The following is a 24,715-nucleotide window of genomic DNA, read 5'->3' as shown; positions in this document are numbered from 1 at the left end:
TACACGACTAAATCGATTAAGTTCAGTTAAAATGTTTTAAATTTCCGCGGAATTAAAATCTATTTTCTAATTAAAGTCATTTAGTATGAAATACTTATCTTCAATCTTACTAGTCTTTTTGATTATGACCGCTTGTAAAAAAGAAAATACAACTAATGCTACCCCTAAAGATACGGTAGTTGAAGCATATTACGAAAATTTTCGCCCACAATATCATTTTTCTCCGGAAGCACACTGGATGAACGACCCCAATGGACTGGTTTACAATGATGGAACTTATCATTTATACTATCAGTTTTATCCAGATTCTACCGTATGGGGACCTATGCATTGGGGACATGCTACGAGTAAAGATTTAAAAAAATGGCACAACGAGCCAGTAGTATTAAAACCAGATAGTTTAGGTTATATATTCTCAGGAAGCGCAGTAGTTGACCATAATAATACATCAGGCTTTGGTACTTCTCAAAACCCACCTCTAGTTGCTATGTTTACTTATCACGACCCAGTTGCCGCAGCTCAAAAAACAACCAACTACCAGTATCAAGGTATCGCATATAGCATAGATAATGGGCAGACTTTTACCAAATACGCTAACAATCCTGTTGTACCCAATAGCGATAACCTTGTAGATTTTAGAGACCCTAAAGTTTTCTGGCATGAGGCTTCTCAAAAATGGGTTTTGCTTCTTGTAGGCGGAGATCGTGCGATGATTTATAATTCTGATAATTTAAAAGAATGGACTTACCTCAGCGATTTTGGTCAAAATACTGGTGCACACGGAGGTGTATGGGAATGTCCAGATCTTTTTCCGCTAACGATTGAGGAAACCGGTGAAACTAAATGGGTTTTGCTTATTAGTATCAATCCTGGCGCTCCTAATGGTGGGTCTGGAACTCAATATTTTATAGGAGAATTTGATGGGAAAACTTTTAAAACTTCTCAAACCGAAGAAAAATGGATTGACTTGGGAAGAGATAATTATGCCGGCATCACCTACAATAACCTCCCGTATGAGGAGCGTATTTTTATAGGATGGATGAGCAATTGGGATTATGGCCAAGTTACTCCTACCGAAAAATGGCGCAGCGCGATGACACTTCCGCGAAAGCTAGAACTAAACAAAAACAAAGCTTATTTCTTAACAAATAAACCTGTAGAAACACTAATTGAAAATCTTCAAACTGATACCCTTGAAATTCAGGAAGAAAATGGAATCTACATGTTTTCTCATACTGAACTGAATCAATCTAAAGTAGCATTTGATCTACCAAAACCACTTAATGATTTCAATATAAAATTAAGCAATACTGATGGCGAGCAACTTTTAATCTCGTACGATTCAGAAAAGCAAGAATATAGATTAGACAGAAGCAAAAGTGGCGACATAACATTTTCTGACTCGTTTGCTTTACCTATTATGAAAGCTCCAGCTAAATTTAAAAAGGGAGAATCTGCAGATTTTTCAATTTACATAGATGCATCATCTGTCGAGTTTTTTGGAGACGGCGGTGCTAATGCATTAACCGCTCAATTTTTTCCAAGTAAACCCTATACAGAATTTAGCATTGAGACAAAAGACAAACCCACAACTATTACATTAACCCCTATTCCTTCCATCTGGAAAGAAAACTAATCCGAATTAATTTACTTTTATGAAAGCAGTTCAAAAATGGTCAATCACAGTAGCGCTTGCAGGCTTTCTGTTTGGTTTTGACACCGTCGTTATTTCAGGAGCAAACCTTCCGGTAAAAGAACTTTGGAATCTTTCTCCATGGTTTCACGGTTTATTCATTATGTCTATGGCATTATGGGGAACCGTTTTAGGTTCATTAACCGGCGGTATACCCTGCGATAAATTTGGACGTAAAAAAACCTTGTTTTGGATAGGGATTTTATACTTCGTATCAGCCTTAGGCTCTGCACTATCACCAGATCCTTACCTTTTTTCGTTCTTTAGATTTATTGGCGGCGTAGGAGTTGGTGCCTCATCGGTTGCTGCACCTACCTATATTTCAGAAATCACCACAGCTTCTAATCGTGGTAAACTGGTAGCGCTTTATCAATTTAATCTCGTCCTGGGTATTTTTATCGCTTTCTTTTCTAACTATTTATTAGAAGGGTTTCAAGGTGAAAACGATTGGCGCTGGATGGTAGGTGTAGAAGCTATTCCTGCCTTTTTATATACATCATTAGTACTCACTGTTCCTGAAAGTCCCCGCTGGTTACTGCATAAGAAAAAAGATGAGAAAGCTGCTTTTGAAGTCTTAAATCAAGTTTATGATAAAACTGAAACTCAGCAAAAAATAGATGCTATAAAAATAGAACTTGCTAAAACTTCTGACGACATCAAACTCTTTACAAAGCGATTTAAAAAACCTCTGGTTCTCGCCTTTTTAATCGCATTCTTTAATCAGCTTTCCGGTATAAATTTTATTTTGTATTATGCTCCTGAGATTTTAGTTAAAGCTGGTTTGGCTACAGAAGATTCGCTATTAAACTCTATATCTATTGGTGTTGTAAATCTTATTTTCACCTTTGTGGGCGTTGGTTTAATTGATCGTCTAGGAAGACGCACTCTGATGTATATTGGTTCTTTAGGCTACATCATCAGCTTGGTCACCGTTGCCTATTGTTTTTATAATGGTTCTAGTCCGGCGGTATTACTCACGTTTATTTTGATTTTTATAGCATCTCACGCTATAGGACAAGGAGCAGTCATCTGGGTATTTATCTCAGAAATATTCCCTAATAAAGTTCGTGCTTACGGTCAGTCTTGGGGTACCGGAACCCACTGGGTTTTTGCTGCTTTAATTACTCTTTTAACTCCTGTCTTTTTAGATGGTGATGACGGAGTTTTTAAGGATAACCCTTGGCCCATATTTGCATTTTTTGCATTTATGATGTTTTTACAATTGCTATTTACCAAATTTATGATGCCGGAAACTAAAGGTATTTCTCTCGAAGAATTAGAAGAAAAAATCTTAGGGTAATGAAAGATATGTTAAGCGCCATTTCTTATGGCGAGATTTTATGGGATGTTTTTCCTGATGGAAAAGCGCTGGGTGGAGCACCACTCAATTTATGTCTGCGACTAAAAAGTCTGGGGCTTAGTGTAAAAATGATTAGTAGATTAGGCTCAGATGCTCTCGCTAAAAAAACACAAGCTGCGATTGAAAAGTTTGATCTCGATCAAAGTCTGATTCAAGAAGATGATTCTCTAGAAACCGGTCAGGTTATGGTAAGCTTAGATTCAAGCGGTAGCGCTTCATATACCATCAAAGAACCTGTAGCGTGGGACGCAATCACTTTAACCGAAAATAATCTAAAGGCAGTAAAACAATCCGATCTTTTTATATTTGGGTCTTTAGCAGCTCGCGGCGAGACTTCCCGCAATGCCTTAAAAGAATTACTTACTGAAGCCAACTATTCAATTTTTGACGTAAATCTGCGTGCGCCTCATTATAAAATTGAGCATCTCGCTCAGTTTATGAAGCAGGCTGATATGGTCAAAATGAATGATGAAGAACTGGAGGAAATCGCTCAATACCTTGACATCAAAACTCAAAACGTTTCTGATCAAATCGAAGCAATCAGCAAACATACAGGAACTAAACTCATTTGTGTAACCTGTGGTGGAGATGGGGCAATCTTATATAAAAACAGCAAATTCTACAGGCACCCGGGCTACAAAATTAAAGTCGTAGATACCGTAGGTGCAGGAGATTCTTTTCTTGCCGGTTTGATCTATCAACTATTTATGGTTGAAAACAAACCTGAAGAATCTCTAGCTTTTGCCTGTGCCTTAGGCTCATTGGTAGCAGGCAAAAAAGGTGCGAATGCCAACATTCCGAAAGAAAAAATCTTAAAAAAAATGGCAGAATAATTATTCTGCCATTTTCTCACATAATGCTATAGTTTCTTCTACATCTGCAAGTGTAGTTCTAGGATTTATTAGACACATACGCAGAACAATCTGTCCATTCAAAACTGTAGTTACCAGCATTGCTTCTCTTGAATTCACCACACGCTCAGATATTTTAGAGTTGAGTGCATCAAGCTCTTCTTCTGAAAGATCCTGATCAATAGGATGATATCTAAAATTAATCACCGCGAGCGTTGCCGGTGACACTACTTCCCACTTGGCACTTTTCCGAAGAATACTTTCTACTTTTTCGCACAAATCAAAATTGTATTGTACCGCCTCTCGAAATGCTTTAAGGCCAAAAGTTTTTACACTCATATAAAATTTAAGCGCTCTAAAACGACGTGTAAGCTGTATCCCATGATCGTAAAAATTGATCTCAGATTTATTACCTTCTACATCTTTAAGATATTCTGGGACTTCAGTAAATGTACCACTCAACCACTTGTGGTTACGCACTAATAGACATCCCATTTCATAAGGCTGGTAGAACCACTTATGCGGATCAACAGTAAGAGAATCTGCCTTTTCAACCCCCTTTAAAAGCTGCTTTCCATTTTTAGAAAGAATTGCTGCACCACCATACGCTCCATCAATATGGAACCAAAGGTCTTCTTTTTTTGCAATCTCAGACAACTCTGTAAGTTGGTCTACAGTACCGGTATTTGTCGTTCCCGCCGAAGCCAATAAGCAAAAAGGCTTCCACCCTTCTAAACGATCTTTATTAATCGCATTTTTAAGTTTATTGATGGAAAATTTGAACTCCATGTCTGTTGGGATCAGACGTATTTGTTCTTTTCTAAAGCCCATCACACGTATCGCCTTGATGTTTGAGGAATGTGCCTGATCAGAAAGATATATCACTGCTTTAGAGAAATCATCTCCGCATTTTATATTTCGGGCTGTTATTAGTGCCGTAAGGTTTGCCATTGAACCGCCACTGGTAAAGATCCCACCACCTCGCTTTTTAGGAAAACCGTAAAGATTGAGTAACCAGTTTATAGTTACGATCTCTAATTCTGCTGCTGCAGGAGATGCCGCCCACCCCCCAGAAAACACATTAAAACCTGTCGCCAGGGCATCTGCCATTGCGCTCACATAATTACTGGGTCCCGGCACAAAAGAATAAAATTTAGGGTGACTCATGATGTTGGTATATGGCATTACTTTTTCCATCACAGTATTAAAAACATCATCTACAGCAGTCGCATTTTCAGGTACGTTCTCTCTCAGTAACGAGTCCATCTCCGCACGACTTGCCTGAGCTACCGGTTTCTCTTTATGTTGATTGAGGTGATGCGCTACAATAGCATCAACCACTTTGTAGCCATAATCCCGCATTTCTTGCTCAGATAATTCTAAACGTGCTGTTTGTTGTGCTTTCATAAGGTTCTAAATTTTTTGCAAAATTAAGGCTTTAAGAAGCGCCCAAAAACTTTTAAGCAACAAGATTTAAGTATCTAAAATCTTGCTCAAAAATTATCTAAAGTTTAAGATTTTAAATCTAGTCTCTATTTAAGTTGGCGTAACTTTGCGCTGAAATTTCAATACGCTGAATTTGAAAGAATCACTTTCTAAAATAATGACTTTAAATGCATTATTTCGTTCTGCTTTTGTTCTAAGCTTAATTGGAGTTTTTGCATTCATTCTTGATTTTGGTTATGAGCAGTCTGAAGATATTCAGCTTTTTTTAAATGCCTATTACCTTATCGTATTATTTATAGGCATTGCCACAACACTTATTAGGTATTTTATTCAGTCTAAAAAGTTAAGCACACAGGTTATTTTCTTTGATGCTGCCAGTATTTTGCTCATTCTCTATATTATAGGAATTCATTTTTTTGGACACGAAGCACACGAAAAGCTGGGCTTTTTATACAATGACAAATGGCTGAAGGCAGCCATTATTCTCACCTTTATACGTGAATTTGCAGAGCGAAGACTTAGCTATAAAAAGAGTCATTTGAATCCTGCTCAACTTTTTATTGCCAGTTTTATAGGTATCATATTATTTGGTGCATTTTTATTAATGCTACCTAAAGCCACTTACGATGGTATTTCCTTTTTAGATGCGCTATTTACTTCAACAAGCGCAGTATGTGTAACCGGTCTAATTGTGGTTGATACCGGTAGTTATTTTACACCTTTAGGTCAAAACATTATCATCTTTTTAATCCAATTAGGCGGATTGGGGATTCTTACCTTCGCCAGTTATTTTAGTTATTTTTTTAAAGGTGTTTCCTCTTTTGAGAATCAGGTGGTGTTGAGTGATATGAATAATTCGCAAAAAATAGGCGAAGTATTTTCTACCCTAAAACGCATTCTGGTCATCACCTTTTCTATTGAAGCTATTGGCGCACTTATTATCTTTTTCAGCCTGAAATTAAATGATATGCCAGAGTTTACAGATCGTGCATTTTTTGCGGTATTTCATTCTATTTCTGCATTTTGTAATGCGGGATTTTCAACGCTCTCAAATGGAATCTACGACATCAACTTTAGATATAATTATGTATTTCAGCTTACTCTAATAGGTCTATTTGTATTTGGAGGCTTAGGTTTTCCTATTGTTATAAATGTTATAAAATATTTGAAATACAAAGTCATAACCCCTTTAAAAAACAGGGATCGCAGTATCATTTACAAACCCTGGGTTTTGAGTTTAAGCAGTAGAATAACCCTGATCACAACAAGTGCCTTGACTGTTCTAGGTACACTCGTTTTTTATATCAATGAATACCACAATACATTGGAGGAACATGATGGGTTTGGTAAATTTGTCACAGCCTTTTTTGGCGCAACAACTCCCAGAACAGCCGGCTTCAATACGCTTGATATGAACCAGCTGCACTTTTCAACCATTATGCTAATCTTTCTACTTATGTGGGTTGGAGCTTCCCCGGCATCTACCGGTGGCGGGATAAAAACCAGCACTTTTGCTATTGCAACCTTAAATTTTTTAAGTCTTGCTAAAGGAAAAGAACGCATAGAAATTTACCGTAGAGAAATCGCTGATATTTCAGTGAGACGTGCTTTTGCAATTATCTCTTTATCATTAGTAGTTATTGGCTTTGCTGTTATCGCAATAACTTCCTTTGACCCTGATAAAACTCTACTCAGTATTGCTTTTGAATGTTTTTCAGCATACAGTACTGTAGGATTGAGTCTGGGTATTACCTCAAGTCTTTCCGCAGCGAGTAAAGGAGTTTTGATTTTGGTAATGTTTATAGGAAGGGTAAGTATGCTGACTATTATGATTGCTATATTTAGAAAAATCAAACACAAAGCATACCGCTATCCCACAGAAGAAATTTTGATCAATTAAAAGAATTTAGAAGATGAAATATATCATTGTAGGCTTAGGAAGTTTTGGTGCATCTCTTGCCGAAAAATTAACAGCTCAGGGAAATGAAGTTATTGGGATTGATATCAAAATGCCTCGTGTAGATGCGTTAAAAGAAAAAATAACGCATACCATTTGCCTGGACGCCACCGATGAATCTACCGTTAGCGGACTTCCGCTAAAAGATACTGATATTGTAATTGTTGCCATTGGCGAAAATCAGGGGACCAACGTTATGGTAACAGCGCTCTTTAAAAACTTACAGGTTAAAAAACTCATCAGCCGTGCAGTTAACACCTTGCACGAAAATGTCTTGAACGCAATTGGCGTTGACGAGATCGTTCACCCTGAACAAGAAAGTGCAGAACGCTGGGCAAAACGTCTTTGTATGCGCGGTGTTGTCGATTCATTTGAATTGAATGATTACTTCAGTATTGTAGAAGTAAAACTTCCTGTGCGTTATGCAAATAAAACGGTAGAAGAAGTTCAGTTTAGAGAGCGTTACAATCTATTGGTCTTAACAACTTTAAAGAATGCTCAAGTTGAAACCAATATGGGTAAGAAGAAAACAATAATAGATGTACAAAGTGTCGCCACGCCCAAGCTTTTACTCGAACAAGGCGACATCTTAGTTCTTTATGGTTCTAATAAAGACATTAGAAAGTTTATAAACTCTTAGTTTAAAATAGTGTAACTGCGACTTCAATTGCACCATATTCCTGCTCAGGATTCCACATTGCAGTTGCTGCAAAAGGCAAAGTGAACCTTTTAAGCACTCTTACTTCTTTAGTATAAATAAGTCCAAAATTAGTCACATTAGGATGATCGCCATAAAAGTGCGCCTCATTTTCAAATGAAAAGGCACCTCCTACAAAAGCACTCAGCGACCAATCCTTTTTTTGAATCAAGCCGTAACTCGCTTCTACATAATTAGAAAAAGCATTGCGCAATTTTCCGGAGTTGGTTATATAAGTATCTCTACCCTGTACTATTGTACTCCATGATAATTTAAGCGGAATAGGCTTGAACTGATATCCCAATGTCACATCAATAAAATGAGAAGTTGTACTGCGATCATAATTAAAAATCTCTGCATCTGGAAAATCACTCGAGTTATTGATATCCCAAACCGCCAATGAAAAGCCGTTTGTACTATATGAAGCATAATAATCAAACTCGGTATAGTAACCGGTTACACCAGCACCACCCCAAAGACCGGCTTTAAATTTTCCGTCTCGTGAGGTATAGTTGAGATCTACATCAACAACCGGAGCATCTGTTACGCGTAAGCCTTTCCACAAGTGCATTGTCTTTACTTTTAAATTAAAGTCAAAAGGCTTATATTTTGATGAAGTTGAATCTACGATTTCAAGATTTGATGAGCGTAGGTCTTCCTGTGCCTGTAGTTGCTGAAGTGCAAAAATACACACCAGCACTAAGGCCGATTTAAATAATTTCATAAATAGTTTAGCTGAAAATTAGTTTAAGGTGAGATAAAGAAGTGCTGCGAGAACTGCACCAATAATAGGACCTACTACTGGAATCCAGGCATAACCCCATCCGCTATTTATTTTTCCTTTTATAGGTAATAATGCGTGAACAATGCGCGGTCCTAAATCTCTTGCAGGATTAATAGCATAACCAGTGGTTCCGCCAAGAGAAAGTCCTATTCCCCAGACTACAAATGCAACGGGGATTGCGCCTATAGATCCTAAGCCAACTTTTGTACCAGTTCCGTCAGCAATTTCTGCTCCTGAAAAATAGAATACACAAAAGATCAATACAAAGGTTCCCAGAATCTCACTTATGATATTTCTAAAATTATTGGGAATGGCCGGGTCTGTACAAAATACTGCACGCTTGAACCCACCGTCTTCTGTAGCATCAAAATGATCTTTATACATCAGATAAACTAATGATGAACCGATCATTGCTCCTAAAAATTCTGCCGCGAGGTATGTAGGCACATCTGCCCAAGGAAATAAACCACCTACTGCGAGACCTATGGTAACTGCCGGATTGAGATGTGCTCCGCTATAAGGTCCCGCAACAACTACACCTACAAATACTGCAAGCCCCCAAGCCGTTGTGATGGTCATCCACCCACCACCGTGACCTTTAGTTCCTTTTAAAATATCGTTTGCGACTATACCTCCTCCTAAAAGGATTAATAGTCCTGTTCCTATTACTTCCGCTATAAATGGTGTCATTCTATAAGTCTTAAAGTTTTGTCCAATGTTCTAAGGCTTTAACAGCACGATACCACCCTTTGATACCCGCTTCAACATCTGCTCTGGGTTTTTGTGGTTCAAAACGTTTATCTTCTTGCCACATCTCTTGAATCTCTTCTTTACTTTCCCAAAAACCTACAGCCAGACCTGCAAGATATGCCGCTCCTAAAGCTGTCGTTTCGGTGATTTTTGGTCTAACGGTAATAGAATTCAAAACATCTGCCTGAAACTGCATAAGCGTTTCATTTACCGAAGCTCCACCATCTACACGTAATTCTTTGATCTCAATACCAGAATCTGCCTGCATAGATTTTAAAATATCCATAGTTTGGTAAGCGATCGCTTCAATAGAAGCTCTGGCTATGTGCGCATCTGTAGTTCCTCGAGTAACACCAAAAATGGTTCCTTTTGCTTTTTGATTCCAATACGGTGCGCCAAGGCCGGCAAATGCAGGAATAAAATAAACACCATCTGTAGACTCTACAGACTCTGCAAGCGGCTCCACATCTTCAGATTTAGCAATAATGCCAAGTCCATCTCGTAACCATTGCACCACAGCTCCTCCTATAAAAATACTTCCTTCTAGAGCATATTCTGTTTTTCCATTTATTCTCCAGGCTACTGTGGTTAGGAGATTGTTTTTAGAAATAATGGGTCTATCCCCAATATTCATCAACATAAAACAACCTGTTCCATAAGTGTTTTTTACCATTCCTTTTTTAGTACACATCTGTCCAAAAAGAGCAGCCATCTGGTCTCCTGCAATACCGGCAATAGGAATTTTAGAAGCAAATACTGTAGTCTTTGTGTGACCATACACTTCACTAGAATCTTTTACCTCTGGCAGCATACTTTCCGGAATTCCAAAAAGTTCTAAAAGCTCTGGGTCCCAATCCATCGTATTTATGTTATACAAAAGCGTTCTACATGCATTAGTTACATCGGTTACATGCAAATCTCCTTTTGTAAATTTCCAGATCAACCATGTATCTATAGTCCCTAAGATAAGATCACCTGCTTCTGCTTTTTCACGAGCACCTTCAACATTATCTAAAATCCATTTTACTTTAGTCCCTGAGAAATACGAATCAATAACAAGCCCTGTTTTCTCCTGAATCATTTTTGCCTGACCGCTCTCTTTCAGCTCTTCACAATAATCAGCAGTCCTTTTATCTTGCCATACAATCGCATTGTAAACAGGCTCACCAGTATTTTTATCCCAAACCACAACTGTTTCCCGTTGGTTTGTAATCCCAATACCTGCGATGTTTTTTCCATTCAAACCTTTAGAAACAGTTGCTTCTGCAGCTACACCTGCTTGGGTAGACCAGATTTCCTGTGGATCATGCTCAACCCAACCCGGCTTGGGAAAATATTGTTGAAATTCTTTCTGTGCTATTGAAACAATACTACCTTTCTTATCGAAAACGATTGCGCGAGAACTTGTTGTCCCTTGATCCAGAGCTAAAATAAACTGGTCCATTATGTATAATTTTTAAGGTTAAACTCCTCAATAATATCATTGAGGAGCGATGATATTTGTATTCAGATTAAGCGGTAACCGTATTGCTATCTATGCAATAATGATTTGCCAACTTTGTAAACTCTTCTATTTGATTAAGCTTCCAGGCCTCATCTCTATGGAGTTCGCCTGCAATTAGTGAAGCAACTTCTGCGGTCATATCACGGGCAGCAGCAGCATCTAGAAAGAGTGCTCTTACCCGTCTAGCCAAAACATCTTCTACCGTACGTGCCATCTCATATCGTACTGCCCAGATTACTTCGGCTTTTAGAAATGGAAGTCTGGGATGTAATTTTTCACCTAAAGAAAGATTTTCTTCAACCAATTTAGTAATCCCTTTCTGATCGGTTCCATAAATATACATATGGTTTTCCCTGTTTTCAGTAGGCATGGCTCCGTGAATCTCTAAATGCTCTGTCTGGCATTTTTTCTTCGGAAGCTTTTTAAGCGAAATTGCTTTATTTATGGTATCCTGAGCCATACGTCTATAAGTCGTCCATTTACCACCGGTAATGGTAATCAAACCGGTTTCTGAAACAATAACTTTATGACTTCGGGATATTTCTTTTGTTTTTTCAGAAGAATCTTTGGGCGCAGCAAGTGGGCGCAAACCAGCAAAAATACTGCGTACATCTGCGCGAGTAACTTTTTTATTGATATAATTATTGAAGGTTTTCAGAATAAATTCAATTTCTTGCTCTTGAGCCTGAGGCTCCAGACTGTGGTCATCAAGATTAGTATCTGTAGTACCTACCAAAACTTTATCGTGCCACGGCACAGCAAACAATACGCGACCATCATCTGTTTTTGGAATCATTATCGCATCGTCACCAGGCAAAAAGCTTTTATCAAAAACCAAGTGTACACCCTGACTAGGCACAACCGACTTTTTAGCATCTGCATTTTCCATACGTAAGATCTCATCTGTAAAAACGCCGGTAGCATTAATTACCAAATCACTAGAAAATGTATAGCTTTCTTTAGTTTCGGTATCTTTCGCTTCTAAACCTATAATTTGCTTCTGATCATCCTGTAATAAATCTGTTACTTTAAAATTATTGAGTAGGGTTGCACCATTTTCAATACAAGTCTGGGCGATGTTTGTAGCTAAACGAGAATCATCAAACTGACCATCCTTATAAACCACGCCGCCGTAAAGTCCTTTTTGACGCAAGGTTAAAAGGCGCTCAACAGTCTTTGATTTATTAATATGCTTTGATTTTCCTAAACTCAGTTTACCGGCGAGAAAATCATATGCCTTAAGACCTATTGTATAGTAAATGCCCTCCCACCAGCGATAGTTAGGGATCACAAAATTTTGATTCTTTACCAAATGCGGCGCATTTTTAGCCAATAGACCACGTTCGTAAAGTGCTTCTTTAACCAAGTCTATATTACCCTGAGCTAAATAACGCACACCACCATGCACCAGTTTTGTACTTCTGCTCGAAGTACCTTTTGCATAATCTACCTGCTCCAGTAGTAATGTTTTATAACCTCTGGTTACGCTATCTAACGCAACACCAAGTCCTGTAGCTCCACCACCTATCACGATCACATCCCACTTTTTGACTTGTGGCAGTTCACTGATAATATGCTCCCGACTGAAAATATTCTGCTTCATTTGGTTTTCAAAAATTACTAATTACACACAAATATATAAATAATGAAGTAAAACGATTATTTTCGAAAGTTAAAATTTCGTTTAAATAAAATAACGATCAAAATCGAAATAAAAAGAAACTAGTTTTCATTTGATTTTCTAGACCTTATATTTGTAACTTCCTACAAAATGAATTAAGTATTCTATATGGAAAGACATCAGCAGATTCTAGAACAACTAAAAGAAGAAAAACACATCAAGGTAGCCACCCTTTGTGAACGACTTGATGTATCTGCAGTAACCATTAGAAAAGACCTCAAACTATTAGAAGACAAAGGCTTACTATTCAGAACACACGGAGGTGCTTCTCTAGAAAATCCATATATGAATGAGCGTGACGTGGTTGAGAAAGCAAATATTTCTGCTGCCGAAAAATCACTAATCGCCGAAGCTGCAGCTGAGCGGGTTCAGGAAAATGACTCTATAATTATTGCCAGTGGAACCACCGTTCAACAATTAGGTCGCGCAATAAAACCGAAAGGGAAACTAAACGTAATTACATCTTCTCTACTTGTTGCGATAGAATTGATCAAACATAAAGATGTAGATATCATACAGCTAGGTGGAAACATACGCCACCGCTCAGGATCTGTAACTGGTCATTATGCAGAACATATTTTAAATCATATTTCTTCGCATCAGTTTTTTATGGGGGTAGATGGGATTGACCTTGATTTTGGCTGCACGACTACCAATATAGAAGAAGCGATTCTCAATAAAAAAATGATGGATGCCGCCCAGAAAACTATTCTTTTGGCAGACTCTTCAAAGTTTGGCAAACGCAGTCTAGCTAAAATCTGCGAACTTGATGAAATTAGTGAAATCATCACGGATAAAGATTTATCTGCATCAGATGCAGAACGCATTCGCGAAATGGGAATAAAACTTACTCTTGTTTAATTATTTTAAACTCAACTTGAGGTATTTAATTTTATTTCGATTGTGGGTATAGGATATATGCACAAGTCCCTGGGAATCCTGTATAATCGCAGGATAACTAAACTCACCTTCCGGTTCACCTTCAAGCTTTAAAATATCTTCCCAGTTTTCACCGTCTTCGCTAAAAGCCAGATATAGTTTATTTCGGCCGTCTGACCAGTCTGCGCCGGCTTCGGTAGGATTGTAGACTAACAAGAAGCTCCCGTTGTCAAGGGTAACGGCATCTACCCCGCTGTTGGGATTGAGCACCTTGCTTTTTACAATTTCAGACCAGGTTTCTCCATTGTCTGAACTTATACTTTCCATTAAATAATCCTGATTGCTGCGTAATAATGCCTTTAAAGTTCCATCGTTTAACTGAAGAATTGTAGGCTGAATAACTTTAATGCCATCACCAGAAGGTATGTCTACTTTTTCCCAGGTATGCCCCTCGTCATATGAAAGCTCCATATGCGATTTCCAGACTCCACCCCCCTGGCTTTCAATACTCGACGGACTCACAATGACTCCAGATTTCAACCTAATGGGTTTATTCTTGACCGGCCCAATGATTCCATCGGGCAGTCTTTTGGCTTCCGACCAGGAGTTGCCGGCACCATCTGAAATTTTCAGCATTCCCCACCAGGTTGATGGTGACGGACCTTCTTTATAAAAAAGCATCAGCTCATCTTCTGCATTATTGAATAAAACCGGGTTCCAGGTAGCATAGCTTATGCTGTCGATTGCAGCCTGACCGTCGGCAACTTTTTCAGGAACAGACCAACCGGAAGGAGTCAACCGGCTCGTATAAATAGCCACATGCGGATGCCGCTCGTATTCACCGCCAAACCAGGCAGCAAGAATATCTCCATTTGCGGTCTCAACCAGAGTTGAAGCATGACATTGTTTAAAAGGAGCTTTTTCAAAAATAAAACGATCAACCAATACATCGACCCGAGGTATTTGCCCGTAGGACAAGGAACTGAACAGGCTTAAAAACACCAAGTAGCAACAACTCCTGAACATATATTTTTACTTCAATTCGCCTACAATGCGACTCCCGTGATAGAATTTGGCTCCCAATTGCGCATGAAGTTCCTGCAGATTAAACTGGGTGATTTTACCCGCTGGCATAATCTCAAGTTTATCGCCTGCCCTTTTCAGCATCGCTTTTAGCGTCTCTGTACCGTCAAAAGCATTAGAACGTCCTCCTGAAGTAAGCACCGTATCAATACCATTGATTTCCAGTAATTGCTCCAAAGCTTCTAGAGGTTGCGGAGTAGCATCAATAGCTTTATGAATCACCACTTTAAGAGGTTTTGCAGCTTTAGTCAACTCTTCTATAGCTTCCAGATTAAGCTCATTATCCTGCGTTAAAGCTCCAAAAACTACTCCTTCAACACCTAGCTTCTTACATAAATCAATTCCGCTTTGCATATGATTGAGTTCGTCTTCGTTGTATTTGAAATCCCCGTTACGCGGTCTGATCATCACCCGAACCGGGATATTCACCTGCTCTATAACTTTTTTGATCAGGTCGGGCGCAGGGGTTAGTCCGTCAAAAGCCAGGTATGCGCAGAGCTCCAGGCGGTCTGCTCCTTTAGCTTCGGCAGCAAGTGCCTGATCAAGCGTTTCTACGCAAGCTTCTTTCAAATAAGGTGTCGACATAAGTGAATATTAATTTTTAGATTTCGGAATAACTAAAGTTTCCGAAGAAATACTGCCTTTTAATTCAGAGTCATCAAAAAGACCAGCTTTCACAGTCTTGCCGGCCTTAAGCTTTAATGGTTTTTCGTAAACAGCTGAAGCTGCTATTGGCGTGCTCCCATCAAGCGTATAGTGCACGGTTCCGTCCCACTGCGGATGTAATACAACTTCAAAATCTTTCGCTTTTTCATCATATTTCGCCCGAATTTCCACATTATAAATTGTGTATGCGAAATTGATATCCTGCAGCTCATAGCGTTTTAATTGTTGCGGAATACGCTTTTGAAAACTTTCCCAGTCTTTGTGATCTTCTCCACTCCAAACCACTTCAGCCAAAGCACTAATACGTGGAAAAACCATATATTCCCTACTGTCCGAAGTAGGCAAATACTCGGTCCATACATTGGCTTGGGCGCCCATGATATACTTAGCCTCTTCGTCAGATAGAGCATCAGGTGTAGGTTTGTAGGAGTAGACTTTTTCCAATGGCAAATAGCCTCCGATATTTAGAGGTTCCTGATCCGGGTCTCCCTGCCCGTGATCAAAATACAAATGCGATCCGGGTGACATCACTACATAATGTGCATCTTTTGCTGCTGCAATTCCGCCTTCTTCCCCGCGCCAGGACATTACCGCTGCGTTAGGAGCCAGACCACCTTCTAAAATTTCATCCCAACCAATTATTTGACGTCCTTTTGAATTCAGGAATTTTTCAATACGGGTAATGAAATAACTCTGCAACTCGTGCTCATTCTTTAGGCCTAGCGAGTCTATTTTAAATTGAATACGCTCAGAGGCTTCCCATTGATCTTTTGGTGCTTCGTCGCCGCCAATGTGAATGTATTTAGAAGGAAAAATATCCAGTACTTCTACCAAAACATCCTCTAGAAAATCAAAAGTGCTTTCTTCCACATTAAAAATATCCGGAAAAACGCCCCAGGTGGTTACTGTCTTAACCGGCTTGTCAGTATTACCTAATTGGGGATAGGATGCTACTGCGGCGGTCGCGTGGCCGGGCATTTCAATCTCAGGCACCACTGTGATGTAACGGTCTTTAGCATACGCCACAATTTCCCGGGCCTCATCCTGCGTATAATAACCCCCATAGCGTTTACCGTCGTATTTACCGGTTCCGTAATGTCCCACTAAAGTAGAATCACGATAAGCACCTACTTCGGTAAGCAATGGATACTTATTGATTTGCAGGCGCCAGCCCTGATCTTCGGTTAGGTGCCAGTGAAAAGTATTCAGTTTATGCGCCGCCATCTGATCCAGATATTTCTTTATGAAATCTATAGAGCTGATATGCCGCCCGGTATCCAGGTGCAACCCGCGCCATTTATACGCAGGGACATCGATAATCGACACTGCGGGGACCGTCCAGTCTACCGCACGTACCACTTCGTTTTCTACCACTTCAGGTGGAAGCAATTGATACAAGGTCTGCACGGCATAAAAGAGTCCTGCAGGCTTATTAGCCTTTATTAAAATATGATTTGGAGTGACCTCAAGTTGATAGCCTTCTGCGCCCAATTCCTCGTCAGGCATAAGCTGAAAAACCACAGCATTTTGCTGATCCTCAAAATCTTCTAATGGCATTACCGGAAGCAGCATCCCGGTTACGGTTCTCAATTGTTGCTGAAAACCTTCGGCAATATGTGTGACTTCAGATTCTGTGGGATCTGCATACAGCACGGTATGTTGATCGATCACAAACTCCCCTTCTCCCAGTTCATATTCCGTAGGAATAGGAATTACCGAAAGTTCTCCTTTTTGAGCGCTCAGGTTTCCGCAAAGCGAAAACAAAACAAGTGCGAGGCTTAATCTTAAAATAACCGAATGTTTCATATGTTATAGTTTTAAATCTTCAAGAACAGGTTTTTTAACCCCAGAGATCTCCATGACCTGCTTCTCGTTAAGTTGTTCAAATACAACTATTTTATTGTTTTCTTTAAGCCAGCATCCCGGCACATATAAAGTTTGCTGTGGTCCCACTTTCCAATAGCGTCCCAGATTGTGACCGTTGACAAAAACGATTCCTTTACCTAAATTACATACATCAAGAAATGTATCACCCAAATTATCCAACTCAAAATTACCGGAATAGATAACCGGCCTACCCGTCTTTACCGTTGCTGATTTGAGATCCTGAGGTGCTTTGGTAAATGGTGCTTTGTACATCTCCCAGCCACCGGTAATTTCATAATCGTTGATAGTTACCGGTTTGATAATGCCTTTGAGGTTGTTTACGATTTCTGAACCGTAATTAATACGTCCCATATTTTCTACCAAAATTTCCAGACTTCCATTGAATGGAATTTTGATAGGCATCTCATACGTGTTGAAAACCCGGTTTAGCTCCCCTACTTTTTTTCCATTCACATAAACTGTTGCAAAATCCCGCAAACCGGGCACTTTTAATGTCCCGGTGATGGGTTGCGTAAAGCGTTTTTTATACAAAACATATCCATAGCCTTGCTCCAATTCTTCAAAAGTAAGCGGGCTATCACTAGTCACCGGATTTTGCTTTTTGATGTAGGATAAGGCATCACTTGTTTTAGACAAGCTGATTTTAGGGATCTCAATAACAGGAATCTGCTCGGGCACGTCCGGAATATCGTAAGGAGCATAGTGTTGCATCAAAGCTCTTATAGAATCGTATTTAGGCGTTGCCCAACCTGCTTCAGAAATTGGCGCATCATAATCGTAGCTGGTAATATCTGGCTGTATGTCGTGCTCATCGTTATAATTGGCTCCTGATGTAAACCCAAAATTAGTTCCGCCGTGTGCCATGTACAAGTTGAAGTTTATATCATTTTCAAGGTATACTTTAGTTTGCTTTGCAATGTCTGCAGCACTGATTTTCACAAAAGGTTCTGCCCAATGATCTAACCAACCGGGATAAAACTCAGCCACCATATATGGGCCTTCGTTGTTATGGTAGGCATCAACTGCTTTTTTAAGATTAGCTACATTGCCCTCTCCATTTGCTGTGGGTAAAACACCCTCAAGACTACCGCCTTCAAAAAGCCACGTACCGTCTGAAGTAAAAAATGGAGCCTGAAACCCGGCTTCTTTCAGCATTTTATAAATCTTGTTTTTATAGATTTTATGCTCTTCTGCCGAAATATCTTCTCGCTGAGCTACGTAAGATCCAAATTCATTCTCCACCTGCGTCATAATGATATTCCCTCCATTATTAACCTGAAGCGAAACCACTTCTTCTGCCAATCTGTTGATGTACTCCCGGCAAGCTTCCAGAAAGGCTTCATTATTTTCACGTACTTTCAGGCCTTCAATATTCTGAAGAAACCAAGGATAGCCCCCAAATTCCCACTCGCCACACGCGTAAGGACCGGGACGCAAAATGACAAACATCCCTTCTTCCTGCGCAATTTTAATAAACTTGGTAATGTTTTTATTTCCGGTTTTAAAATCCCAGACTCCTGGAGCTGTATTGTGGTAATTCCAAAACACATAGGTTGCAATGGTATTGAGCCCCATAGCCTTCATCATCTGTATGCGATGTCGCCAGTAAGCTTTAGGAATACGCTCATAATGCATCTCTCCAGAATAGATAGGGGTTGACTTCCCTTTATAAACAAAAGAGCCATTTTCTATTTTAAAAGCAGCGTCAGTTTGTGCACTTAAACCATTAAAAAAAAGCAGGATTAGTATAAATACAATTCTGTTTTTAAACATAAGATTGGATTTTAATAAACTTCTATAGTAGAAATTAGTGGGCAAGCCAGTGACTCCGTAATGTCTACTTTCAATTTTGAAGTTTCAACACCGTTTAATTTTAAAATTCGTTTATGACCTATAGTGGCTTGACTTTGCACTTCTTTCCATTTACCATCTTCCCAAACCGAAACCGTAAATGCAGCAACCCGCTGACCCAATTTTATGTATTCCTGAAGTACCAGATAATTTAATTTTTGGGGCGCTTCCCAGGTCAGTTCAATGCTTCCGGTAGTTACACCATCATTTGTTGCCCAGTAGGTTTCTGCATCGCCGTCTAAAACTTTATCTGCAGCATAAACCGGGGTTTCACCCTGTGAAGTATTCGCTACAGCAGTAGCATTCTTAGCTAAATTTTCAGCAAAAACACTGTCTAATATCTTACGAAAGCCTTGAAGGGCAGCTACATCATTTTCGTGAAACAAGCCACGACGATCTGGCGGAATATTGAGCAGTAAGGTTGAACCACGACCTACTGAAGTTAAATACAGTTCAAACAAATTTTCAGGAGTGCGCACCAGTGAATCTTCTGAAGCATGATAAAACCAACCCGGACGTATGGAAGTATTTACTTCTGCCGGCACCCAATTTTTACCATCTGGCGAACCGGTTTGCAGAATGTCGCCAATGTCAGACTTACCGGCATACAGCGTATCGGTGCTAATGGTATTCCAATGGGTTTCCCCGCCTATACCACGCTCATTTCCTACCCAGCGCAAATCGGGACCTGCATCGCTAAAAAACAAAACCTGAGGCTGAATTTCTTTGGCCATAGCGATCGTCTTGGGCCAGTTGTAATAGGTCTCCCGGTCTATTTTTCGTTCTTCGTTAGCTCCTCCGTAATAGCCATCACCGCCGTTAGCACCATCAAACCACATTTCAAAAACCGCCCCGTAGCCCGTAAATAATTCGTTAACCTGATCGCTGTAATAATCTACATACGAGGGCTCGCCATAGTCCGCACGATTACGATCCCAGGGAGAAAGATATACACCGAATTCAAGTCCGAATTTTTTAGCCGATTGAGAAACTTCTTTTACCAGATCTCCTTTTCCGTCTTTATACGGACTCGCAGCAATATCGTGCTCGGTATATTCTGAAGGCCAAAGCGCAAAACCATCGTGATGCTTTGCAGTCAAAATCGCCCCGCTAAAACCGGCATCTTTTAAGGTTGACATCCACTGGTCGGTATCTAGATTTGTGGGATTAAAAAGCTCTGGAGATTCATCCCCATAACCCCATTCCTTATCAGTAAATGTGTTTATGGTAAAATGAATAAAGGCATTCATTTCCATATCATACCAGTCCAGCTGTTCTTGTGAAGGCACGGGACCATAAGGTGCCGGTGCTTCGCTATTTTTCTCCTGCTCGCAAGACATACTGAGTGCTGCGAAAAAAAGAAGGCTAAGTGTATATAAGTTTTTCATATTCTAATTTTTAAACGAAAATGCCAAAGCTGCTCTGGCATTCTTGCGGATTTCCGAAGGAATCTGAACGCTAACCGTATTTCCGTCTAGTGTATAGTTTAATTTTTGCCCGGTACTTACCAATCTTAACGTACTTCCCTTTTTCGGAAGATTCCCGGACCAGCTGATGCTTTTGGGCACTTCTTTACCATCTTCAAGCAAGGTTATGGCAAAAGTTTCTTTATCGTTGGCGGTAAACCAGGTATTGCCGTCCTGATAGGTATCCAGGGCGTGCGTACCATAAATAGCTTCTGAATTCAGCTCCAACCAATCTCCTATTTCTGCAAGAATGGGAAGCGCATCGGGAGGAAGCAAACCATCCGGTTGCGGGCCAACGCCCAGCAGCATATTTCCGCCTTTGGCGACCACTTCAACCAGGCTGTGAATCACTTTAGCCGAAGTTTTAAAATTATCATTAGGCACATAACCCCAGTTGTTTCCTAAGGTCATACAGGTTTCCCAGGGATTATCAAGCTTGGTATCGGGAATCTTGCGTTCCGGGGTCTGGTAGTTTTCGTAAGGGCCGTGTACGGTACGGTCTGCAAAGATGATTCCCGGCTGGGCTTCCCGAGCCATTTCTGCAATACGCGGCATATCTATTTCCTGACTAAATTCTGGAATTGGAGCTCCCCACGCGCGCACTTCATCGGTTACGGTTTCACGAGGCCTTACCCATCCACCGTCTAACCAAAGGATATCTATATCCCCGTAATCGTGCATCAACTCACTGATCTGATTATAGGTAAAATCCTGAAAGCTTTTCCATTTCTCCGGGTACTTTCTAATGTCATAATTCACGTTACGGTCTGGCGTAGCATATTTGTCCCACCAGAAATCGGGATTGTGCCAATCGGGTTTTGAAAAATAAGCCCCGATCATAAAATCCTTATCCCTAAAAGCCTCAAATACATATTTAGCCACATTGGCTTTTGGATGATTTTTAAAAGGTCCGTTGGTGATTTTATAATCGCTTTGCTGGGTATCAAACATATTGAAACCGTCGTGATGCTTGGTCGTAAATACCACATACTTCATCCCGGCATCTGCAGCGGCTTCTGCCCATTGATCCGGATCAAAATTCACCGGATTAAAGACCGAACTCAAATTCCAATACCATTTTTTATAGTCGTTATACGAAATTCCCTCAGGTCGCTCTAACCAGGGCTCTGAGCACAATTGCCAGGACTCGATGATTCCGGGAACGGCATAAACACCCCAGTGAATAAGCATCCCAAACTTTTGATCTCCCCATACCTTCAGTTTTTCCTGAACCAAAGGATCTGTAGGTGCTACATACACCTCAGACTGCTCGTGCAGATTACCGCCCTGAGCAAAAAGACTAGTACTACTGGCTAGGGAAACCAGCAGCATAGCCAAACCATAAAATAATTTAGAGTATGAAAGGGATTGCATAATTTATTTTGTTTGAGTTGTGAATAAAATAGCTTCGGCTAATTCAAAGCTACCTGTAAGTCTTATATCTTTTGAGGAAGCCCCAACCTGAACTTCAAATTCTCCTGCTTCTGCCACGTGTTTCATTTCTGCATTATAAAGAGCAAGTTCTTCCGGAGTAAGCGTAAACCTAAGTGTTTTACTTTCGCCTTTGGCTAAATGTATCCGCTCAAAACCACTTAATTGCTTTACCGGCGTCACCACGCTGCTTACTAGATCACGCAGGTACAACTGCACCACTTCGTCTCCGGCCTGAGCTCCTGAATTTTTTACACTTACCGAAACTTCTATAAGCTTATCTGTATCAGTTCCGCTTTGCGAAATTTTCAAATCTGAATAGTCAAATGTAGTGTAGCTCAACCCGTGACCAAAAGCATAGAGCGGGCTTGCCGACTCCTCTACATAATCACGACGTTTAGGCCACCAGTGGTTGTAATAAACCGGCGTTTGGCCTACCGATCTCGGGATGGAGATGGGCAAACGACCCGCCGGATTATACTCACCAATTAAGACGTCTGCAAGGGCATGGCCACCCTGAGAACCGGGATACCACGCGTCCAGGATTGCAGGAATGTGTTTGGCAGGCCAGTTGATTAATAAAGGTCTGCCGGTGATCAACACTAATATTGTAGGAGTGCCTGTCGCTTCAACAGCTTGAAGCAGTTCGAGCTGTTTTCCCATCAGGTCAAGGGTTCCGCGGTCGTAGCCTTCCCCGCTTTCCATATCGCTTAAAATTTTATCATCTTTAGTAGAAACCGTTGCGGCACCCGTCTCCAGATATTCGGTTTTGAAGTCGCGTGCGCTGGAGCCTCCCAGGACGACAATTGCAACTTCAGCATACTGAGCGGCCTTGACCGCCGCCGGAATATCAGTTTGAATAGTATCGCGAATCGCGGTCCCTTTTACATAGATAATTTGCGCATGGGGCCATTTTGCCCGTATGCCTTCAAGCGGCGTAATGATGTATTCGGGATCCTGCGGCGCAGTATAGTCACCTAACTGATTGTACATCATATCGGCATTTGGACCAATTACGGCAATTTTTTTCAGATTTTTTGAGAGCGGAAGCAAATCTCCTTCATTTTTAAGGAGGGTAATACCTTCAAGGGCTACTTCTTTCGCCAGGGCGATGTGTTGTGTGTTGCGTACCACTTTAGCCGGAAGCTTTTCATCAACATAGGGATTTTCAAAAAGGCCCATTTCAAACTTCAAACGAAGCACATGTGCTACGGCACTGTCCAGGCGCTTCTCTAAAACATTACCATCCTGAAAGGCTTCAAGCAAGGCATCGTCAAAACCATTACCACCCAGATCAACATCAACCCCGGCGTTCATCGCGATAGCAGCGGCTTCTTCAAGAGATGATGCCGCGTGATGATCATTTTTAATACCTTCTATACTCCCGAGGTCCGAAACTACAAAACCCGTAAAGCCCCATTGCTCACGAAGTAAATCGGTGAGCAATTTTTTATTCGCCGTACTCGGAATCCCATCTACCGAACTGTAAGCCGTCATCACCGACAAAGCTCCGGCGTCAATCGCTTTTTTAAAAGGGTACATATAATCTTGCATCAATTCACGCCGACCAATATGAACCGCTCCACCGTTGTGTCCTCCTTCGGAAACCCCGTAAGCTGCGAAATGTTTTAAAGTCGAAATAACCTGTTCCGGATTGTTTATCCCATCACCCTGAAAACCTTTTATAAGACCCAATCCCATTTCTGAAATCAAATACGGATCTTCCCCAAAGGTCTCTTCAACTCGGGACCAACGGGGTTCACGAGCCAGGTCCAGTATAGGACCATACCCAATATGTGCACCCTGAGCCCGTAATTCGCTTGCGATAACGCTTCCCATTTTTTCGATGAGTTGCGGGTTAAATGTACTTGCCTGAGCGATGGCTGCGGGGAATTCGGTTGTCCCTATAGCCATATGACCATGCATAGCTTCTTCGGCTAAAAACAAGGGAATACCCAGGCGGCTTTCTTCCACAGCGATTTTCTGAATTGCATTAGTTGCCTCTGCTGCAAGCACCGGATTAAGACCGGTTTGTAAGGTTTTTTGCGTCCATGGATCGGCTCGCAAAGTACCCCAAAGGGCTCCAATTTTTTGATTAGCTACAGCTGTTTTAAGAGCCTCGCTGGCTTCCACTCCATTATTAGTCTTGGTATACATAGGCCAACCCAGTAAGGTAGAAAGCTGACCTACTTTTTCTTCCGGAGTCATGCGCACCAAAAGATCTTCAACGCGCTGCTCGATAGTGAGATTTGGACTTTTATACGCGGCATTCGCCGGAATTTTATCTTGAGCAAAAAGTTGAGCCACCGAAACAAGCACAGCAACAGTGGCAATCAACTTTTTCAAATAAATAGAATACATAGGACTTCTGTAGTTTATGCTGAACTGCATTATCAATAATTCATACTAATTGTTAGAATAACGACAATACGCTCTTTAAAACTAAGAGAACATTAAAAGTATATAAAAAATAATCGCTGAATAACCGCAGAGCGTAGCTTAATAACGCTGAATATTAAGATTTTTTTAAATAAAATAATAGACTGTCAATTTTGAGATTTGCAATTCGTCAAGCCTTGAAATATTCAATACATTCTAGTTTCCGTAAGGCTTTAGAATAAATACAAAAAAGGTGCTCATACAAGCACCCTTTTCACCAGAAACAATTTAAAAAAACTCAAAAAACTCTCGTTTTAATTCGCTGCCATAGTTTCACCAGAACTACAGTT

The 24,715-nt window shown here is 40.5% G+C and carries 18 protein-coding genes; 6 read left to right on the top strand and 12 right to left on the bottom strand.

The genetic code is table 11. The features are described 5' to 3' along the window. The first annotated feature begins 85 nt into the window (after positions 1 to 85). Genes DSM03_RS16365 through DSM03_RS16355 form a run of 3 tightly spaced genes read left to right on the top strand, consistent with a single transcriptional unit; the run spans position 86 to position 3,886 of the window. Complete coding sequence (locus tag DSM03_RS16365) at positions 86 to 1,636, top strand: glycoside hydrolase family 32 protein (RefSeq protein WP_236638939.1); 1,551 nt, start codon at positions 86 to 88, stop codon at positions 1,634 to 1,636. A 19-nt stretch (positions 1,637 to 1,655) separates the two neighbouring features. Continuing rightward, on the top strand, positions 1,656 to 2,993 hold the full coding sequence (locus DSM03_RS16360; RefSeq protein WP_128762695.1) for a sugar porter family MFS transporter: 1,338 nt from the start codon (positions 1,656 to 1,658) through the stop codon (positions 2,991 to 2,993). Further along, complete coding sequence (locus DSM03_RS16355; RefSeq protein WP_236638938.1) at positions 2,993 to 3,886, top strand: carbohydrate kinase family protein; 894 nt, start codon at positions 2,993 to 2,995, stop codon at positions 3,884 to 3,886. Before DSM03_RS16360 ends, DSM03_RS16355 begins: the two co-directional genes overlap by 1 nt. On the opposite strand, the gene DSM03_RS16350 is transcribed toward DSM03_RS16355, so the two are convergent. Then, entirely contained in the window at positions 3,887 to 5,311 is a 1,425-nt protein-coding gene (locus tag DSM03_RS16350; protein WP_128762694.1) for a pyridoxal phosphate-dependent decarboxylase family protein, read from the bottom strand. A 196-nt stretch (positions 5,312 to 5,507) separates the two neighbouring features. Between DSM03_RS16350 and DSM03_RS16345 the strand changes: the two genes are divergently transcribed. Both DSM03_RS16345 and DSM03_RS16340 read left to right on the top strand, forming a co-directional pair. Next, entirely contained in the window at positions 5,508 to 7,250 is a 1,743-nt protein-coding gene (locus DSM03_RS16345) for a TrkH family potassium uptake protein (protein ID WP_128762770.1), read from the top strand. 13 nt (positions 7,251 to 7,263) lie between these two features. Then, positions 7,264 to 7,947, top strand: a complete 684-nt coding sequence (locus DSM03_RS16340) for a potassium channel family protein (RefSeq protein WP_128762693.1) — start codon at positions 7,264 to 7,266, stop codon at positions 7,945 to 7,947. 1 nt (position 7,948) lies between these two features. Here DSM03_RS16340 and DSM03_RS16335 read toward each other — a convergent pair whose 3' ends face one another. The 4 genes from DSM03_RS16335 to DSM03_RS16320 all read right to left on the bottom strand — a co-directional run bounded on the left by DSM03_RS16335 (position 7,949) and on the right by DSM03_RS16320 (position 12,645). After that, positions 7,949 to 8,728 carry a hypothetical protein gene (locus DSM03_RS16335; protein WP_128762692.1) on the bottom strand — a complete coding sequence of 260 codons (780 nt, stop codon included), beginning with the start codon at positions 8,726 to 8,728 and terminating at the stop codon, positions 7,949 to 7,951. Positions 8,729 to 8,746: 18 nt separating this feature from the next. After that, positions 8,747 to 9,478, bottom strand: a complete 732-nt coding sequence (locus tag DSM03_RS16330; RefSeq protein WP_128762691.1) for an MIP/aquaporin family protein — start codon at positions 9,476 to 9,478, stop codon at positions 8,747 to 8,749. A gap of 10 nt (positions 9,479 to 9,488) precedes the next feature. Continuing rightward, positions 9,489 to 10,982 carry a glycerol kinase GlpK gene (gene glpK / locus DSM03_RS16325; RefSeq protein WP_128762690.1) on the bottom strand — a complete coding sequence of 498 codons (1,494 nt, stop codon included), beginning with the start codon at positions 10,980 to 10,982 and terminating at the stop codon, positions 9,489 to 9,491. A 67-nt stretch (positions 10,983 to 11,049) separates the two neighbouring features. Next, complete coding sequence (locus tag DSM03_RS16320) at positions 11,050 to 12,645, bottom strand: glycerol-3-phosphate dehydrogenase/oxidase (RefSeq protein ID WP_128762689.1); 1,596 nt, start codon at positions 12,643 to 12,645, stop codon at positions 11,050 to 11,052. A 186-nt stretch (positions 12,646 to 12,831) separates the two neighbouring features. On the opposite strand from DSM03_RS16320, the gene DSM03_RS16315 reads away from it, so the two are divergent. Further along, on the top strand, positions 12,832 to 13,584 hold the full coding sequence (locus DSM03_RS16315) for a DeoR/GlpR family DNA-binding transcription regulator (RefSeq protein ID WP_128762688.1): 753 nt from the start codon (positions 12,832 to 12,834) through the stop codon (positions 13,582 to 13,584). Here the strand turns inward: DSM03_RS16315 and DSM03_RS16310 are convergent, their stop codons facing one another. The 7 genes from DSM03_RS16310 to DSM03_RS16280 are packed head-to-tail and all read right to left on the bottom strand — an operon-like array spanning position 13,585 to position 24,347. Beyond that, the gene (locus DSM03_RS16310; protein WP_236638937.1) at positions 13,585 to 14,580 is read right to left on the bottom strand and encodes a sialidase family protein; all 996 of its coding nucleotides are present in this window, start codon (positions 14,578 to 14,580) and stop codon (positions 13,585 to 13,587) included. A gap of 54 nt (positions 14,581 to 14,634) precedes the next feature. Beyond that, positions 14,635 to 15,270, bottom strand: a complete 636-nt coding sequence (locus DSM03_RS16305) for a copper homeostasis protein CutC (protein ID WP_128762686.1) — start codon at positions 15,268 to 15,270, stop codon at positions 14,635 to 14,637. A 9-nt stretch (positions 15,271 to 15,279) separates the two neighbouring features. Then, a complete protein-coding gene (locus DSM03_RS16300) occupies positions 15,280 to 17,157 on the bottom strand; it encodes a beta-N-acetylhexosaminidase (RefSeq protein ID WP_128762685.1) in 1,878 nt (625 codons plus the stop codon). 3 nt (positions 17,158 to 17,160) lie between these two features. Beyond that, the gene (locus DSM03_RS16295) at positions 17,161 to 19,011 is read right to left on the bottom strand and encodes a beta-galactosidase (protein WP_128762684.1); all 1,851 of its coding nucleotides are present in this window, start codon (positions 19,009 to 19,011) and stop codon (positions 17,161 to 17,163) included. An 11-nt stretch (positions 19,012 to 19,022) separates the two neighbouring features. After that, positions 19,023 to 20,477 carry an alpha-L-fucosidase gene (locus DSM03_RS16290; protein WP_201740459.1) on the bottom strand — a complete coding sequence of 485 codons (1,455 nt, stop codon included), beginning with the start codon at positions 20,475 to 20,477 and terminating at the stop codon, positions 19,023 to 19,025. A gap of 3 nt (positions 20,478 to 20,480) precedes the next feature. After that, complete coding sequence (locus DSM03_RS16285; RefSeq protein WP_128762683.1) at positions 20,481 to 21,929, bottom strand: alpha-L-fucosidase; 1,449 nt, start codon at positions 21,927 to 21,929, stop codon at positions 20,481 to 20,483. 3 nt (positions 21,930 to 21,932) lie between these two features. Further along, positions 21,933 to 24,347: a glycoside hydrolase family 3 N-terminal domain-containing protein gene (locus DSM03_RS16280; protein ID WP_128762682.1), complete on the bottom strand. Its 2,415-nt coding sequence runs from the start codon at positions 24,345 to 24,347 to the stop codon at positions 21,933 to 21,935. Between the last annotated feature and the right edge of the window lie 368 nt (positions 24,348 to 24,715).

Origin of the sequence: Leeuwenhoekiella aestuarii, assembly GCF_004104055.1 — a bacterium.
GTDB classification, from domain to species: domain Bacteria; phylum Bacteroidota; class Bacteroidia; order Flavobacteriales; family Flavobacteriaceae; genus Leeuwenhoekiella; species Leeuwenhoekiella aestuarii.
Note: the sequence above shows the minus strand (reverse complement) of the source record. Positions and strands in the feature narration are given on the sequence as shown.

What these genes read in the sequence shown, in the direction of transcription:
- DSM03_RS16365 (WP_236638939.1), top strand. Translation starts at nt 86, where the DNA reads ATGAAATACTTATCTTCAATCTTACTAGTCTTTTTGATTATGACCGCT.
- DSM03_RS16360 (WP_128762695.1), top strand. Translation starts at nt 1,656, where the DNA reads ATGAAAGCAGTTCAAAAATGGTCAATCACAGTAGCGCTTGCAGGCTTT.
- DSM03_RS16355 (WP_236638938.1), top strand. Translation starts at nt 2,993, where the DNA reads ATGAAAGATATGTTAAGCGCCATTTCTTATGGCGAGATTTTATGGGAT.
- DSM03_RS16350 (WP_128762694.1), bottom strand. Translation starts at nt 5,311, where the DNA reads ATGAAAGCACAACAAACAGCACGTTTAGAATTATCTGAGCAAGAAATG.
- DSM03_RS16345 (WP_128762770.1), top strand. Translation starts at nt 5,508, where the DNA reads ATGACTTTAAATGCATTATTTCGTTCTGCTTTTGTTCTAAGCTTAATT.
- DSM03_RS16340 (WP_128762693.1), top strand. Translation starts at nt 7,264, where the DNA reads ATGAAATATATCATTGTAGGCTTAGGAAGTTTTGGTGCATCTCTTGCC.
- DSM03_RS16335 (WP_128762692.1), bottom strand. Translation starts at nt 8,728, where the DNA reads ATGAAATTATTTAAATCGGCCTTAGTGCTGGTGTGTATTTTTGCACTT.
- DSM03_RS16330 (WP_128762691.1), bottom strand. Translation starts at nt 9,478, where the DNA reads ATGACACCATTTATAGCGGAAGTAATAGGAACAGGACTATTAATCCTT.
- glpK (WP_128762690.1), bottom strand. Translation starts at nt 10,982, where the DNA reads ATGGACCAGTTTATTTTAGCTCTGGATCAAGGGACAACAAGTTCTCGC.
- DSM03_RS16320 (WP_128762689.1), bottom strand. Translation starts at nt 12,645, where the DNA reads ATGAAGCAGAATATTTTCAGTCGGGAGCATATTATCAGTGAACTGCCA.
- DSM03_RS16315 (WP_128762688.1), top strand. Translation starts at nt 12,832, where the DNA reads ATGGAAAGACATCAGCAGATTCTAGAACAACTAAAAGAAGAAAAACAC.
- DSM03_RS16305 (WP_128762686.1), bottom strand. Translation starts at nt 15,270, where the DNA reads ATGTCGACACCTTATTTGAAAGAAGCTTGCGTAGAAACGCTTGATCAG.
- DSM03_RS16300 (WP_128762685.1), bottom strand. Translation starts at nt 17,157, where the DNA reads ATGAAACATTCGGTTATTTTAAGATTAAGCCTCGCACTTGTTTTGTTT.
- DSM03_RS16295 (WP_128762684.1), bottom strand. Translation starts at nt 19,011, where the DNA reads ATGTTTAAAAACAGAATTGTATTTATACTAATCCTGCTTTTTTTTAAT.
- DSM03_RS16290 (WP_201740459.1), bottom strand. Translation starts at nt 20,477, where the DNA reads ATGAAAAACTTATATACACTTAGCCTTCTTTTTTTCGCAGCACTCAGT.
- DSM03_RS16285 (WP_128762683.1), bottom strand. Translation starts at nt 21,929, where the DNA reads ATGCAATCCCTTTCATACTCTAAATTATTTTATGGTTTGGCTATGCTG.
- DSM03_RS16280 (WP_128762682.1), bottom strand. Translation starts at nt 24,347, where the DNA reads ATGTATTCTATTTATTTGAAAAAGTTGATTGCCACTGTTGCTGTGCTT.